Source organism: Bacillus sp. 41-22 (assembly GCF_025809295.1).
Taxonomy (GTDB): domain Bacteria; phylum Bacillota; class Bacilli; order Bacillales; family Bacillaceae_G; genus Bacillus_A; species Bacillus_A mycoides.
This window is the reverse complement of record NZ_CP084035.1, coordinates 4,861,845-4,878,126: the sequence shown is the minus strand read 5'-3', so window position 1 is coordinate 4,878,126 and position 16,282 is coordinate 4,861,845. Positions and strand designations below refer to the sequence as shown.

Below are 16,282 nucleotides of genomic sequence, written 5' to 3'. Positions count from 1 at the left end.
ATTATGTCAACAATTATTGATGTTTATGCTCGCGAAGTCCTTGACTCTCGTGGTAACCCAACTGTAGAAGTAGAAGTTTACACAGAAAGCGGCGCATTCGGACGCGCTATCGTACCAAGTGGTGCATCTACTGGTGAGCACGAAGCAGTAGAATTACGTGACGGTGACAAATCTCGTTACCTTGGTAAAGGTGTTCTTAACGCAGTAAACAACGTTAACGAAGCAATCGCTCCAGAAATCGTTGGTTTCGACGTAACTGACCAAGCTGGTATCGACCGTGCTATGATCGAATTAGATGGCACTCCAAACAAAGGTAAACTAGGTGCTAACGCTATCCTTGGTGTATCTATGGCAGTAGCTCACGCAGCAGCTGACTTCGTAGGTCTTCCATTATACCGTTACCTTGGTGGATTCAATGCAAAACAATTACCAACTCCAATGATGAACATCATCAACGGTGGTTCTCACGCTGATAACAACGTTGACTTCCAAGAGTTCATGATCTTACCAGTTGGTGCTCCAACATTCAAAGAATCAATCCGTATGGGTGCTGAAGTATTCCATGCACTTAAAGCTGTATTACATGACAAAGGTCTTAACACTGCAGTAGGTGACGAAGGTGGATTCGCTCCAAACCTTGGTTCTAACCGTGAAGCATTAGAAGTAATCATCGAAGCTATCGAAAAAGCTGGTTACAAAGCTGGCGAGAACGTATTCTTAGGAATGGACGTTGCTTCTTCTGAGTTCTACAACAAAGAAACTGGTAAATATGACCTTGCAGGCGAAGGCCGTACTGGCTTAACTTCTGCAGAAATGGTTGATTTCTACGAAGAGCTTTGCAAAGACTTCCCAATCATCTCTATTGAAGATGGTTTAGACGAAAACGACTGGGATGGTCACAAATTATTAACTGAGCGTATCGGTGATAAAGTACAATTAGTTGGTGACGATTTATTCGTAACTAACACTCAAAAACTTGCTGAAGGTATCGAAAAAGGTATCTCTAACTCAATCTTAATTAAAGTTAACCAAATCGGTACTTTAACTGAGACTTTCGAAGCAATCGAAATGGCTAAACGTGCTGGTTACACAGCAGTTGTATCTCACCGTTCTGGTGAAACTGAAGATGCTACAATCGCTGACATCGCAGTTGCAACTAACGCTGGCCAAATCAAAACTGGTTCTATGAGCCGTACTGACCGTATTGCTAAGTACAACCAATTATTACGTATCGAAGACGAGCTAGGCGAAATCGCTGTTTACGCTGGTTTACAATCTTTCTACAATATCAAACGATAATTGTAGAAAATAACGACAGACCGTGAGAAATCACGGTCTGTTTTTTTTGGCTAAAATTGTTCGTCTGTCATAAGTGACATGAAGTATTTAAAGAAGAGATTATAATCAAAATCGATAGCAATTTGCTGCGAGGGCCGATTGGTGAATGGGTTTGATCCTACTAAAGAGCGGAAATCACCGATGCTTGCTCCTTGAGCGTAAGATTCGGTCATGACGGTAATTGGTGATTTGTAGTAGGTAAACATAGAATTATCAAGTAAAGCTAATATCGGTATCGTGTCATGAAAAGGGCAGCCTTTTAATTGTGGTAAAATTTTTTCGTAATATCCATAGTAGTAATGATCGAATAGAGGTTTGACGAGAGAAGCCTTTCCTTTCGCCTCAATATATTCAGCCATATCAGGTGTAACGATGGAATACTGAGTTACATTTAACGGGTATATGTACATGTTGGATGCAGATTGTAATACAATGTTAGCCGCGATTGGATCGCCATAAAAATTCGCTTCTGATACGGGAGTTACATTGCCTGGGTGCAGAAAGGAACCACCCATTACATAATAAGATTTAATTTGCTGCATTAAGTTTTTACATAAAATAAATAAAGCAGCTAGGGAAGTGAGTCGCCCTAAACTTACAATGATTAGTTCGTCTTTATACTGCTCGATAAGAGGGATAACTTCAAAAAAATTCTCCATTTCTCCGTTTTGTAACTTTTCATTTGGGATGATTGGCCCTAACCCTTCTTTACCGTGAATATTAGTAAAAAAAGCGGGTGAACCTCCATTGAGAGGACGGTCTGAACCACCAAATATTTTCATATCTCTATTTCTTGATTTTTGTTTAAGAAAATGAGCATTTTGTACGGCCATTTCTTTTGGAACATTGCCGTAATCAGCGACAATCCCAACAATTTCAATTTCATCGATAAAGAATGCGAGGAGGAGGGCTATCGCATCGTCGATTTCAGGATCACAAAAAATGAGAATTTTTTTAGACATACGTTCACCACCTATCTTTATATATATATGTGTGCTAGAGAGAAGGCAGAATAAAAATGGAGTGAAGGATTTTGTTTTATTAAAATAATAACCATCAAAATTCAGAAAATATAAACTTTATATATTAGGTCAAGGTTTTTGACGTAAATTACATTAGGAAACGCAGTCATATCAAGGGTGTAAGCGTATAATATAGTGGGTTTTCGTTGTCGATTTGATAAATTGCAGGTTTTTACAATTTATACTATGATAAGGATATTAACAGAAGATCGTATAAACATGAGGGATGATGAACATGAAACTTACAAAGATTCTTGTCCAAATTGCTGCTCTTTATGTATTTTATATCGTTGGAAATTGGGTGCAAGAAATGTTGAATCTTCCGATTCCAGGAAGTTTGATTGGGATGTTCCTCCTACTTGTTTTGCTTAGCCTAAAAGTACTTCCAGTGAAATGGTTTGATTTAGGAGCAGAAACACTCGTTGCTATTATGCCGTTTTTATTAATTCCGCCAACGCTTGGCTTAATGAATTACGGTGCTTTTTTTATGAGTAAAGGAATTTCCCTTTTCATTACAGTTGTAGCGAGTACGTTTTTAATTATTATTGTCGCAGGACATACAGGACAATATCTTGCGAATAGAAAGGAAAAAGAGACACAATGAGCCAAATATTAATCGGAATCGGTTGGGTTCTTTTTACGGTGCTATTATATCAATTATCTAAAAAAATCTACAAATTATTTCCAACACCATTTACCATTCCAATGCTTGTTGCAACAGGATTAATGGCTTTCTTATTTATAATGCTTGATATACCATATCAAAATTATATGGAAAGTGGTGGTGGCTGGATTGCGAAGCTACTAGGACCAGGTGTTGTAGCATTTGCAATCCCGCTTTATAAACAACGTCATGTTCTACAAAAATATGTTGTACCAATTGCTGGTGGTGTATTAGTAGGTACAACAGTTGCTATTGCAAGTGATTTCGCTATCGCCACACTTATGGGAACAGATAAAAGCTTAATTTTATCTTCTTTACCAAAATCAGTGACAATGCCAGTTGCGATGAGTGTATCTGAACAAGTTGGTGGTGTCCCGTCCTTAACAGCGGCATTCGTCGTTATCGCAGGGATTACTGGAACGATTTCAGGACCAATTTTATTAAAATGGAGCCGTGTTACAAACTCAGTTGGTAAAGGGATTGGCTTTGGATGTGCGTCTCATATTATGGGTGTTATGAGAGCGATGAAAAATAATGAGCATGAAGGTGTTATTGGATCGGTAACAATGACATTAACAGCAATTTTGACATGTTTGCTTGGACCGTTATTCGCAATGATGTTCATGTAATAGAAGAAAAGCGAGAGCGATTCTATAGCTCTCGCTTTTCTATAGGATTTATGCTACATTTAAAATAACTGAATCTTTGTAGGAGGTACGCCAAGTGCATACGTTATTATCAGTTTTACTTATTATTGTATCGATTTTAATGATTGTTATGGTACTTATGCAGTCTAGTAATAGCTCAGGCCTTTCAGGCGCTATTTCAGGTGGTGCAGAGCAATTGTTTGGTAAGCAAAAAGCACGTGGAATTGAAGCGGTATTAAACCGTGTTACAGTTGTCTTAGCTGTACTATTCTTCGTACTAACAATTGGTGTTACGTACTTAAATTTATAAAATTAAAAGAAGAAGCGTTAGCGGATTATGCTAATGGTTCTTCTTTTTTTGATTTGTTATTCAAAAAAAGTTTCTAATTAGATTATAGAATTATAAATATGGTACACTAAGAATAGAAAGAATACGACTAGATTACAGAAGAGAAAGAGGAGAAGTACATGATGAAATTAGCATCTCCGAAACCATTTACATTTGAAGGTGGAGACCGCGCTGTTTTATTATTACATGGATTCACAGGGAACTCAGCTGACGTACGCATGCTAGGGCGTTTCTTAGAGAAGAAAGGCTATACTTGTCATGCGCCAATTTACAAAGGACACGGTGTACCACCAGAAGAGCTTGTTCATACAGGCCCTGAAGACTGGTGGAAAGATGTAATGAATGCCTACCAGCATTTAAAAGATCAAGGTTACGAGAAAATAGCTGCGGTTGGATTATCATTAGGCGGAGTATTCTCATTAAAACTTGCTTATACATTACCGATTTTAGGTGTTGTACCAATGTGTGCACCGATGTACATTAAAAGTGAAGAAATTATGTACCAAGGTATATTGGCATATGCCCGCGAATATAAAAAGCGTGAGCAAAAATCACCAGAACGAATTGAGCAGGAAATGTTTGAATTTAAACAGACACCAATGAATACATTAAAAGCATTACAGGAGTTGATTCGTGACGTACGCAATAATGTTGATATGATTTATGCTCCAACATTCGTTGTACAAGCACGTCATGATGAGATGATTAATACAGATAGTGCTAACATTATTTATAACGGTGTAGAATCTACGTTAAAAGACATTAAATGGTATGAAGACTCTACGCATGTCATTACACTTGATAAAGAACGTGATGTGCTACATGAGGATGTATATAACTTCTTGGAGCAACTAGATTGGTAAGGTCTAGTTGCCTCTTTTTTTCATAAGGGAATTTTTATCCCGCTATTTGTGGGCTAATAATCAGTGGGGACGGACAAAAAACCACTGGTTAAAGTTACACTTTATGAAAGCTGTAAAAAATCATTGGGAGATGATTAAAGTTTCACTTTATACATCCCCCATCTTTCGGATACACTAAATAATATAAGGGTTTAAAGGAGGTATTTCTGCTTGGAAGAAATCATGCAAGAACATATTGATAAGTTGTTATTATTTATGAGGGAAGAAGCGTATAAACCGTTAACGATACAAGAATTAGAATCGGCATTTGGAATCGAAGGCTCTGAGGGCTTTAAAGATTTTGTAAAGGCACTTGTAATGATGGAAGAGAAGGGGCTTGTTATCCGCACACGTAGTAACCGCTACGGTCTTCCAGAAAAAATGAATTTAGTACGCGGTAAATTAATTGGGCACGCACGTGGTTTTGCGTTCGTCGTTCCAGAAGAGAAGAAAACAGGAGATGATGATCTTTTCATCCCGCCGACAGAATTAAATGGTGCACTTCATGGTGATACAGTATTAGCACGTGTTAGCGCACAATCAAGTGGATCACGCCAAGAAGGCGCGATTGTTCGTATTTTAGAGCGTGGAACGAAGGAACTAGTTGGTACATATACAGAGTCAAAGAACTTTGGATTTGTTATACCTGATAATAAACGCTGGACAAGTGACATTTTTATCTTGAAAAGTGCATCTATGGGCGCTGTAGAAGGCCATAAAGTAGTTGTGAAAATTACGGGCTACCCAGAGAACCGTTTAAGCGCAGAAGGTGAAGTTATTCAAATTCTAGGTCATAAAAATGACCCAGGAGTAGATATTTTATCTGTCATTCATAAACATCATTTACCTTTAGCATTCCCTGAAGAAGTGATGGAGCATGCAAACAGTGTACCAGAAACGATTTCAGAAGAAGATATAAAAGATCGTCGTGATTTACGTGATCAAATGATTGTTACAATTGATGGTGCGGATGCGAAAGACTTAGATGACGCTGTTACAGTAACGAAGCTTGAGAACGGTAACTATAAGCTTGGCGTTCATATTGCGGATGTAAGTCATTACGTTCAAGAAGGTTCTCCAATTGATGTTGAAGCAGCAGAGAGAGCAACGAGTGTATATCTTGTAGACCGTGTAATTCCGATGATTCCACATCGTTTATCAAACGGTATTTGTTCATTAAATCCGAAAGTAGACCGTCTGACACTATCTTGTGAAATGGAAATCAACAATCTAGGTGATGTTGTAAAACACGAGATTTTCCAAAGTGTAATTAAAACGACAGAGCGTATGACGTATGCTGACGTAAGAAGCATTTTAGAAGATGAAGACGAAGCACTAATTGAACGTTACGAGCCGCTAGTACCAATGTTTAAAGAAATGGGGCAGTTAGCACAAATTTTACGTGAAAAACGTATGAGCCGTGGTGCGATTGACTTTGACTTTAAAGAAGCGAAAGTACTAGTAGATGAAGAAGGAAAACCGACTGATGTTGTAATGCGTGATCGTTCTGTATCAGAGAAGTTAATTGAAGAGTTTATGCTTGTTGCGAACGAAACAGTAGCGGAGCATTTCCACTGGATGAACGTACCGTTTATGTACCGTGTCCATGAAGATCCGAAAGAAGATAAGCTTGAGCGTTTCTTCGAGTTTGTAACAAACTTCGGATATGCAGTAAAGGGACGTGCGAATGAAATACACCCTCGTGCATTGCAGCAAATTCTTGAAATGGTTCAAGGTCAGCCGGAAGAAATAGTCATTTCAACAGTTATGCTTCGTTCTATGAAGCAAGCACGTTACGATTCGAACAGCTTAGGACATTTTGGTTTATCAACTGAGTTCTACACGCATTTCACATCGCCAATTCGTCGTTACCCAGATACGATTGTTCATAGATTGATTCGTGAATACATCATTAATGGTAAAGTAGACAACGAAACGCAAGCGAAATGGCGTGAAAACTTACCTGAGATTGCAGAGCACTCTTCTAATATGGAACGCCGCGCTGTTGAAGCAGAGCGTGAAACAGACGAAATGAAAAAAGCAGAGTATATGGTCGATAAGATCGGTGAAGAGTATGACGGTATGATTAGCTCTGTAACAAACTTCGGTTTATTCGTAGAGCTTCCAAATACAATTGAAGGTCTTGTACACGTTAGCTATTTAACAGATGATTACTACCGTTATGACGAAAAACATTTTGCGATGATTGGAGAACGTACAGGTAACGTATTCCGCATCGGTGACGAAATTACAATTCGTGTTATTAACGTAAATAAAGACGAGCGTGCAATCGACTTTGAAATCGTTGGCATGAAAGGCACACCTCGTCGTAAGTTCAAAGATCGTCCAGTTGTGATTGAACAGCCAAGAACAGGCAGAAAGAAACGCGGTGGACGTAGCGAACGTAGTAATGAGCGCGGTGGTGAACGCGGCACAGGAAGAAAGTTTGATCGTGGTGGACAAGGAAAAGGAAAAGCATCTGCATCTGCATCTGCATCCACATCCGCTAGTCAGCCAGGGAAAAAAGATGGTAATAGTAATGGTAAGAAGAAAAAAGGATTCTTTGAAAATGTACCAGGATTCAAGAAGAAAAAGAAAAAGCGCAAGTAAGAAAAGAGTGGCTTCGCCTTACATTCTGAGCGAGCCACTTTCGCTTTTTGTTGAATCCAGCTACAGTGGCTAGAATGTTCGGTGGCTTCGCTTCTTTCCAGGAGGCAAAGAGCGCCTCAAGGTCAGAAGCTCCATCCACCTCACATTCTGAGCGAGCCACTTTCGCTTTTTGTTGAATCCAGCTACAGTGGCTAGAATGTTTGGTGGCTTCGCTTCTTCCCAGGAGGCAAAGAACGCCTCAAGGTCAGAAGCTCCATCCACCTCACATTCTGAGCGAGCCACTTTCGCTTTTTGTTTACATTTGTTACAATAGTAAAAATAGAGGAGGGACGTTATATGCCAAAAGGTACAGGTAAGGTTATTGCGCAAAATAAAAAGGCATTTCATGATTATTTCATCGAAGAAACATACGAAGTAGGGCTTGTCCTTCAAGGAACGGAAATTAAGTCGATTCGCGCTGGACGCGTGAACTTGAAAGATGCGTTTGCACGTATACATAACGGTGAAGTATGGGTTCATAATATGCATATTAATACATATGAACAAGGGAATCGTTTCAATCACGATCCGCTACGTACAAGGAAGTTACTTCTTCATAAAAAAGAAATTGATAAGCTAGCAGGTTACGCAAAAGAAACAGGATATGCATTAGTTCCAGTTAGAATCTATTTGAAAAATGGATTTGCGAAAATGGCACTTGGTTTAGCAAAAGGTAAGAAGCAATATGATAAGCGTCACGATTTAAAAGAGAAAGAAGCTAAACGTGAAATTGCACGCGTGTTCCGTGATCGTCAAAAGATGTAATACAGATATTTACATTTGTAAAACGGCGCGCGTATGATATAATAACTTATGTAAGATTGTTGCACATTGAAAAACAGCTCTTAGTAGCTATCACGATATTTCTTCGTATGCTCCATTTTTATCATGGGGACGTTACGGATTCGACAGGGATAGTTCGAGCTTAGGTTGCGAGTCGAGGGGATCGGCCTCGTTAAAACGTCAAAGCCTATAATTGGCAAACAAAACAATCTTTCTTTAGCTGCTTAATTGCACTAAAGGTTCCTCCCTCCATCGTCCATGTGGTAGGGTAAGGGACTCAAACTAAGTGGACTACGCCGGAGTTCGCCGTCTGAGGGCGAAGGAAGAGAACAATCAGACTAGCAACTTGGAAGCCTGTCGATAGGCCGAAGAGTTCGCGAAATGCTAATATATCGACTACACTCGTAGAAGCTTAAGTGCCGATATTTTTGGACGTGGGTTCGACTCCCACCGTCTCCACCAATACATAACTGTTTGGTGGTTTTTTATTTTGTATGATATGAACCATAACTTTGCCAGAGTGGCGGGGGGATGGTTCTTTTTGTTTTGTGGTTTTATAAAATGCTTAAGTTGAGGACGGTACCCTTGAAACAGAAACTGAGGGAATAGTTATTGATAATAAGCAGCTAGATAATATAGTTGCTCTTAATGATTAAATAATATGTATTTAAATCTTCATATATTTTGTGTTTTTATCCATATCTATTGTAAGATTATATAGAGTTCTCCTAATAAGCTGTTATAATGGCTTTTTTTAGGGATTTAATATTTATAAATCTTAAATTATTTTTTGGAGATAACTTTTTATCCAACTAAGTTATATTGAAGTAGAGGTGAACCATCGGTGAAGCAGGTGTTAGTAATTAAGAATGAACGGTCTTTTGCAAAGAAAATCGTAAGCGGTCTAACGCAAGAGGGCTATTTCATTTTAAAACTTCACAATGAAAACCAAGGTTTAAATATAGTATATGAACAAGATTGGGATATTATCATATTGGATTGGGATTCATTAAGTATATCGGGACCAGAAATTTGTAGACAAATACGACTTGTTAAAACGACACCGATAATTATTGTGACCGACAATATTTCTAGCAAGGATTGTATAGCAGGGCTACAAGCAGGAGCAGATGATTATATTAGAAAACCATTTGTGAAAGAAGAATTAGTAGCGAGGGTTCAAGCTATTTTAAGGAGAAGTGACTGTATCCAGCAAAATGAGACAAACTTTTTTCAGTTTAAAGATCTCTTTGTTGATGCATCTAGCAATATTGTGAAAAAAGGTGGTAAAAATCTCACGCTTACTAAGCGCGAGTACGATTTACTTGTATTTTTAATCAAGAATAAAAATACAATATTGAGCCGTGAAATGCTTTTGAACCAGGTTTGGGGATATAACGTAGTAGTCAATCCCAATGTAGTGGATTTATATATTGGGTATGTAAGAAAAAAATTAAAGTGCGAGAAGAGAGATAGATATATTCAAACGATACATGGCAGGGGCTATTCAATGATTGAATGATAAAATAAGATAATAGGTAAAGTACAGTTTTTTCTATTAAACCTGATAATCAAATAGTTTCTGTGAAATATTAAAAGACGGAAACTATAAAAAGAAGATTGCTACCAGGCAATGGATTATGAAAAAATTAGCTATTCATGGGCATTTTTTTTGCAGTAGAAATCATGGTTTATAAGGTGCCCAATCTATTGATTAGTACGTGTGGGGGATGACTCTGGTGCGCATTAGATGAGACTGTATCTAATGTATGTTTAATTTTATTAACTCACACCATTCACAAGATTTTCACATAATTAATGACTATACTTATTAACAGGATGTTCAAATGAAAATGATTATCAATAGCAATTTAGATGCATAAAAGTTACTATCTAATTTAATCTATGGACGTTATCATTTTCAAACTAAATTACATTATAAGGAGTATACGTATGAAAAAAACTATGCTTTTAAAATTAGTAAGTATTCTAGCAATTTTCACTTTAATGTTAGTAGCTTGCTCAGATTCAAGTAAGGAAACTTCGAAAGCTAATAAAGGTGATAGTAGTGATAAGCCAAAAACGGTTGAAATCACTGATGCACATGGAACTGTTAAAGTCCCTGTAAATCCAAAAAATGTAGTTGCTTTAGATAATAGAACTTTTGAAACTTTAGCTGATTGGGGAATTAAATTAGCGGCTGCTCCAAAGGATGTAATGCCTGCAGATTCAGCATATGTAAAGGATAGCAAAGTTCAAAATATTGGAAATCACCGCGAACCAAATCTTGAAATTATTGCAGCGGCAAACCCTGAACTTGTAATCGTTGGTCAAAGATTTGCTGGCCATTACGAAGAAATCAAAAAATTAGTGCCAAATGCAGCTGTTATTGATCTTAATGTTGATGTTTCTGAGAAAGCTACTAAGCCTGGAGAAAACTTAGTAAAAGGACTTAAAGATTCTACAATTTCTTTAGGAAAAATCTTTGATAAAGATAAAGAGGCTAAAAAATTAGTAGCTGATTTTGATAAATCTATTGAAAATGTAAAATCTGCTTATAATGGAAAAGATAAAGTTATGAGTGTTATCGTTACTGGTGGGAATATTGGTTTTGCTGCTCCTCACTCTGGTCGCGTTTGGGGACCAATGTATGAGATTTTCGGTTGGACTCCAGCACTAGAAGTGTCTAATTCTACTGCAGGTCATAAAGGTGATGACGTTTCTGTTGAAGCTATTGCACAAACAAATCCTGATTGGCTTTTCGTATTAGATCGTGATGCTGCAACATCTGATGCTGCTACTTCAGCTCCTGCTCAAGATGTTATTTCTAAATCACCTGCTCTTCAAAACACAACTGCTGTTTCTAAAAAACAAGTTATTTATGCACCAGCAGATACTTACACAAATGAATCAATTGAGACTTATATAGAGTTATTTGGAAATATCGCAAAAACTTTAGCTAAGTAGTGTAAAGGAGTACGAAACAGTGTCAAAAAATATGATTTCTAGGGTTGAGAATATTTCTCAACCCCAGTTTTATAATCACAATAAAATATGGACAAAACCTTTTATAATAGCGATTATAGTTGTTATAATTTTAGGGATTATATCACTGTTTACTGGAGTTTATGATATACGTGGACAAGAGGACGGAATGGAGATGTTTTTCATCACTCGTGTTCCGAGAACAGTTGCATTAATGCTTACTGGAGCTGCAATGGCGATGGCAGGGCTCGTAATGCAATTAATTACACAGAATCGTTTTGTTGAACCTACTACAACGGGGACTATTGAATGGTCAGGCTTAGGCCTGCTTTTTGTATATTTATTATTTCCTGCCCCGACGTTAGTTCAAAGAATGACTGGTGCAATCATTTTTTCTTTTATAGGAACTATGATTTTCTTTCTATTTTTAAGAAGAGTTAAACTTCGTTCGTCTTTAATCGTCCCGATTATTGGATTGATGCTTGGAGCAGTTATTTCTGCAGTGTCTACTTTTTTGGGACTCCTTTTTCAAATGACGCAAAGTATTGAAACTTGGTTCGTAGGTTCATTTGCTACCGTTCAGGTGGGAAGATATGAATATTTATGGCTGATTGTTATCGTTACTTTGCTTATTTTTATGTATGCTAATAGATTGACTTTAGCTGGACTAGGAGAAGATGTCGCAACAAGCCTTGGAGTTAATTACAATAGAATTGTTCTTTTTGGGACTGGCCTTATCTCTGTTGCAGTTGGAATTGTTGCAGCTGTTATTGGAAACTTACCTTTCTTGGGATTAATTGTTCCAAACATTGTTTCAATGTTTAGGGGAGATGATCTTAGGAGTAATTTACCTTGGGTATGTGTGATCGGAATGGGGACAATAACTGCCTGTGACATCATTTCTCGAACAATTATAAAGCCTTTTGAAGTACCTGTTTCTTTAATACTTGCAACAGTGGGAGCAGTCGTATTTATTACTATTTTATTGAGAAAAAGAAAACCAAGGAGGCTGCGATGATCACATTAGACTATAGAAATAAAGAAAATGTCGAAATCGATTCTAGCCTTCATAATGAAAGTAGATCAGCTAGCGCTTTTCGTTCTAAGAAGGAGGCAAGACGTTATTGGATTGTACTGATAACATTGATCGCTTTAGGTCTCCTTTCTTCATATGGACTTTTAGTTTATAACAATCCAGTTCCGATAGATTCACCTTCTTTTATCCCAGTTGTTAAGAGAAGGATAATAGCCATTGTTGCGATGATTATTGCTGCAGTTTGCCATAGCTTGTCGACAGTTGCTTTCCAATCTATTACGAACAATAAGATTATTACTCCTTCGCTTTTAGGTTTCGAATCACTTTATTCAGCAATTCATACGAGTACAATATTCTTCTTTGGTGCTAGTGCATTAATAAACTTTAATGGAATTGGATCGTTTGTATTCCAAGTTGTTGTTATGGTCTTCATGAGTTTGATACTTTATGGATGGTTACTTTCCGGTAAATACGGGAATTTACAACTTATGCTTTTAGTTGGAATTATTATTGGTACCGGACTAAATTCTGTGTCAACTTTTATGAGAAAGCTACTTGCGCCTTCAGAGTTTGATATTTTACAAGCGAAATTATTTGGTTCTGTTAATCACGCAGATCCTGCATATTTTCCTATTGTAATTCCTATGATCATAATTGTAGCAGTATTAATTTTTGCTCATTCTAAGAATTTGAATGTTTTGTCACTAGGAAAGGATGTTGCTACTTCTTTTGGAGTTAAATATCAACCTAGTGTAATTTATACGCTTGTATTAGTTGCTATTTTGATGTCCATTTCAACAGCTCTAATTGGGCCACTTACTTTCTACGGCTTTTTAGTAGCAACTTTGAGTTATCAGGCGGCGTCAACTTATGATCATAGATATATTTTTCCAATGGCTTTTGCAATAGGATTTTTGATAATGACGAGTGCATACTTTTTAATGTATCATGTATTCCATGCTCAAGGTGTAGTTTCAGTTATTATTGAATTATTTGGTGGAATAATATTCTTAACTATAGTTTTAAGGAAGAGGGCTTTATGATAAAAATTGATAATGTTAAAAAGTTCTATACTGATAAGGTGAAAATAGGACCTTTGGATATTGAAATACCAAAAGCGGGCTTTACTTCTTTAATTGGACCAAATGGCGCTGGAAAGTCAACGACACTATTGATGATTGGAAGACTTTTAGATATGGATGAAGGCCAAATTCAGGTAGCAAATATGGATGTTTCTGAATCCAAATCAAAAGACTTAGCAAAAGTTTTGACTATATTGCGACAAGAGAATCATTTTGTAACTAGGCTTACTGTTAGACAATTAGTTGGATTTGGGCGCTTTCCTTATTCAAAGGGAAGATTAACTAAAGAGGATGAAGCTATTATTTCTAAATATATCGATTTTCTAGATTTAACTAATTTAGAGAATAGATATTTAGATGAGCTTTCTGGTGGTCAAAGACAAAGGGCATATGTAGCGATGGTATTGTGCCAAGAGACTGAATATGTACTTTTGGACGAGCCTCTGAACAACCTTGATGTTGCTCGTTCTGTTCAAATGATGGAGCATTTGAGACGTGCAGCTAATGAATTTGGAAGAACAATTTTGACTGTTATGCATGACATAAATTTTGCAGCCAAATATTCGGATAAAATTTGTGCTATGAAGGATGGACAAATTGCTGCTTTTGGAACAGTAGAAGAGGTTATGGACCCGGAAATTTTGACAGATATTTTTGAAACAAAAATAGAAATTATCAATGGTCCTTATGGGCCAATTGCTGTTTATTAGTTACAAAGTGTAAAAAATGAGTATGTCAAAAAATACTGTAGCTTGCGTAAATCATGCCAGCTACTCTAGTTGAAGTTGCTGTCTGTATTTTATAGGCAGCAGCTTTTTTTAATGCGGTTGCCCATGATAACTCTTAATATTTCTGGCTGCTCGTAACAGTCCTGCATGTATTTCATTACTTCCGGTCCTGCGATGCTTCCAACAATAAACTTGTAAATTACTCATGAAATGCAAAGAACGCTTCGTATTTTCAAGTATTTACCAAACGTAAAATTTATCTTTGTATAACTTTTTATAAGAATTCAGCTTGTTTTTTTTGTATGTAATATTGCATATAAGAGTGTATTGATAAAAGTGTAAGGGGTCACTATAATGAGGGCATAAAGATAAATCACATTTTCGTAGCAATAAAAAAGGAGGAAATAATATGGAAATCGCAATGGCAGTTTTGAAATTTGTAGGTGGCGTAATCCCGTTAATTCAAGAACTTTTGAAAGCATTTATGTAGGTTTATTAGTTAGCTATCATTTATCAATCATTATCATATCTTACTAAAAAAGAACGGGGTGATTTTTCTGAATATTAAGAAAAACACTAAAAGAAGAAAGTTCCTTGCGTGTTTATTAGTTAGTCTATGCACTATTAATTATTCATCTATTTCCTTCGCAGAAACACAAGCAGGTAATACAACTGATGTAACCAAAAATGCTAGTGGCATTGATACTGGTATAGCAAATCTTAAATATAATAATCAAGAGGTTTTAGCTGTAAATGGTGATAAGGTAGAGAGTTTTGTTCCGAAAGAAAGTATCAATTCAAATGGTAAATTTGTAGTAGTGGAACGCGAGAAAAAATCACTTACAACTTCACCAGTCGATATTTCGATTATTGATTCTGTGGTGAATCGTACGTATCCAGGAGCGGTACAACTTGCAAATAAAGCTTTTGCAGACAATCAACCGAGTTTATTAGTGGCTAAGAGAAAGCCTTTGAATATTAGTATAGACTTGCCTGGCATGAGAAAAGAAAATACAATTACTGTCCAAAATCCGACATATGGTAATGTGGCTGGAGCAGTAGATGATTTAGTATCTACTTGGAATGAAAAGTATTCTAAAACACATACGTTACCTGCAAGAATGCAGTATACAGAATCTATGGTTTATAGTAAATCACAAATCGCAAGTGCCCTTAACGTTAACGCTAAATATCTTGATAACAGTCTAAACATTGATTTTAATGCGGTTGCAAATGGAGAGAAAAAAGTGATGGTAGCGGCATATAAGCAAATATTTTATACCGTAAGTGCTGAACTACCTAACAATCCATCCGATCTTTTTGATAATAGTGTTACTTTTGGTGAGTTAACTCGTAAAGGTGTAAGTAATTCGGCTCCACCTGTTATGGTCTCAAATGTAGCTTATGGTAGAACTGTTTATGTAAAATTAGAAACAACATCTAAGAGCAAAGATGTACAAGCTGCTTTTAAAGCCTTACTTAAGAATAACAGCGTCGAAACGAATGGACAGTACAAAGATATTTTTGAAGAAAGTACCTTTACTGCTGTAGTATTAGGCGGAGATGCGAAAGAGCATAACAAGGTTGTTACTAAAGATTTCAATGAAATCCGAAATATCATTAAAGATAATGCTGAATTAAGTCTTAAAAATCCAGCATACCCAATTTCATATACAAGTACTTTTTTAAAAGATAATGCAACTGCTGCTGTTCATAACAATACAGATTATATCGAGACGACAACTACAGAATATTCAAGTGCTAAAATGACACTGGATCATTACGGTGCTTACGTTGCGCAATTTGATGTATCTTGGGATGAATTCACATTTGATCAAAATGGTAAAGAAGTACTAACACATAAAACATGGGATGGTAGCGGCAAAGACAAAACGGCTCATTACTCTACAGTTATCCCTCTTCCACCAAATTCAAAAAATATAAAAATCGTAGCAAGAGAATGTACTGGTCTTGCATGGGAATGGTGGAGAACAATTATTAATGAACAAAATGTTCCATTAACAAATGAAATAAAAGTTTCAATTGGAGGAACAACATTATACCCAACTGCTAGTATTAGTCATTAGGTATAAAAAG

General features: G+C 36.7%; 14 protein-coding genes and 1 other RNA gene. 14 read left to right on the top strand and 1 reads right to left on the bottom strand.

Features of this window, described 5'->3' with window-relative positions:
* Nucleotides 1-3 precede the first annotated feature (3 nt).
* Nucleotides 4-1,299, top strand: a complete 1,296-nt coding sequence (gene eno, locus LCF45_RS25185) for a phosphopyruvate hydratase (RefSeq protein ID WP_002034740.1) — start codon at nucleotides 4-6, stop codon at nucleotides 1,297-1,299.
* Between the two features lie 50 nt (nucleotides 1,300-1,349).
* On the opposite strand, the gene LCF45_RS25180 is transcribed toward eno, so the two are convergent.
* Complete coding sequence (locus tag LCF45_RS25180; protein ID WP_263894356.1) at nucleotides 1,350-2,300, bottom strand: nucleoside hydrolase; 951 nt, start codon at nucleotides 2,298-2,300, stop codon at nucleotides 1,350-1,352.
* 286 nt (nucleotides 2,301-2,586) lie between these two features.
* Between LCF45_RS25180 and LCF45_RS25175 the strand changes: the two genes are divergently transcribed.
* The 13 genes from LCF45_RS25175 to alo all read left to right on the top strand — a co-directional run bounded on the left by LCF45_RS25175 (nucleotide 2,587) and on the right by alo (nucleotide 16,272).
* Entirely contained in the window at nucleotides 2,587-2,964 is a 378-nt protein-coding gene (locus LCF45_RS25175; protein ID WP_170935229.1) for a CidA/LrgA family holin-like protein, read from the top strand.
* Entirely contained in the window at nucleotides 2,961-3,653 is a 693-nt protein-coding gene (locus LCF45_RS25170; protein WP_002129877.1) for an LrgB family protein, read from the top strand. The genes LCF45_RS25175 and LCF45_RS25170 overlap by 4 nt, the downstream gene beginning before the upstream one ends.
* A 94-nt stretch (nucleotides 3,654-3,747) precedes the next feature.
* Nucleotides 3,748-3,981, top strand: a complete 234-nt coding sequence (gene secG, locus LCF45_RS25165; protein ID WP_002016062.1) for a preprotein translocase subunit SecG — start codon at nucleotides 3,748-3,750, stop codon at nucleotides 3,979-3,981.
* A 161-nt stretch (nucleotides 3,982-4,142) separates the two neighbouring features.
* Entirely contained in the window at nucleotides 4,143-4,883 is a 741-nt protein-coding gene (locus tag LCF45_RS25160; RefSeq protein WP_162836430.1) for an alpha/beta hydrolase, read from the top strand.
* 222 nt (nucleotides 4,884-5,105) lie between these two features.
* Nucleotides 5,106-7,532: a ribonuclease R gene (gene rnr, locus LCF45_RS25155; protein ID WP_412838330.1), complete on the top strand. Its 2,427-nt coding sequence runs from the start codon at nucleotides 5,106-5,108 to the stop codon at nucleotides 7,530-7,532.
* Nucleotides 7,533-7,868: 336 nt separating this feature from the next.
* Nucleotides 7,869-8,336: an SsrA-binding protein gene (gene smpB / locus LCF45_RS25150; RefSeq protein WP_002034685.1), complete on the top strand. Its 468-nt coding sequence runs from the start codon at nucleotides 7,869-7,871 to the stop codon at nucleotides 8,334-8,336.
* A gap of 125 nt (nucleotides 8,337-8,461) precedes the next feature.
* Nucleotides 8,462-8,816: a transfer-messenger RNA gene (ssrA, locus tag LCF45_RS25145) on the top strand.
* 382 nt (nucleotides 8,817-9,198) lie between these two features.
* Nucleotides 9,199-9,876, top strand: coding sequence for a response regulator transcription factor (locus LCF45_RS25140; protein ID WP_002034688.1), 678 nt, complete (start codon nucleotides 9,199-9,201; stop codon nucleotides 9,874-9,876).
* 431 nt (nucleotides 9,877-10,307) lie between these two features.
* A complete protein-coding gene (locus LCF45_RS25135) occupies nucleotides 10,308-11,321 on the top strand; it encodes a siderophore ABC transporter substrate-binding protein (RefSeq protein WP_044439325.1) in 1,014 nt (337 codons plus the stop codon).
* 19 nt (nucleotides 11,322-11,340) lie between these two features.
* Entirely contained in the window at nucleotides 11,341-12,357 is a 1,017-nt protein-coding gene (locus LCF45_RS25130; RefSeq protein ID WP_002166486.1) for an ABC transporter permease, read from the top strand.
* Nucleotides 12,354-13,418 carry an iron chelate uptake ABC transporter family permease subunit gene (locus LCF45_RS25125; RefSeq protein WP_002089519.1) on the top strand — a complete coding sequence of 355 codons (1,065 nt, stop codon included), beginning with the start codon at nucleotides 12,354-12,356 and terminating at the stop codon, nucleotides 13,416-13,418. Before LCF45_RS25130 ends, LCF45_RS25125 begins: the two co-directional genes overlap by 4 nt.
* Nucleotides 13,415-14,167: an iron ABC transporter ATP-binding protein gene (locus LCF45_RS25120; protein WP_002139178.1), complete on the top strand. Its 753-nt coding sequence runs from the start codon at nucleotides 13,415-13,417 to the stop codon at nucleotides 14,165-14,167. Before LCF45_RS25125 ends, LCF45_RS25120 begins: the two co-directional genes overlap by 4 nt.
* Before the next feature lie 566 nt (nucleotides 14,168-14,733).
* Nucleotides 14,734-16,272, top strand: a complete 1,539-nt coding sequence (gene alo, locus LCF45_RS25115) for an anthrolysin O/cereolysin O family cholesterol-dependent cytolysin Alo (protein ID WP_002016038.1) — start codon at nucleotides 14,734-14,736, stop codon at nucleotides 16,270-16,272.
* The last annotated feature ends 10 nt before the right edge of the window (nucleotides 16,273-16,282 follow it).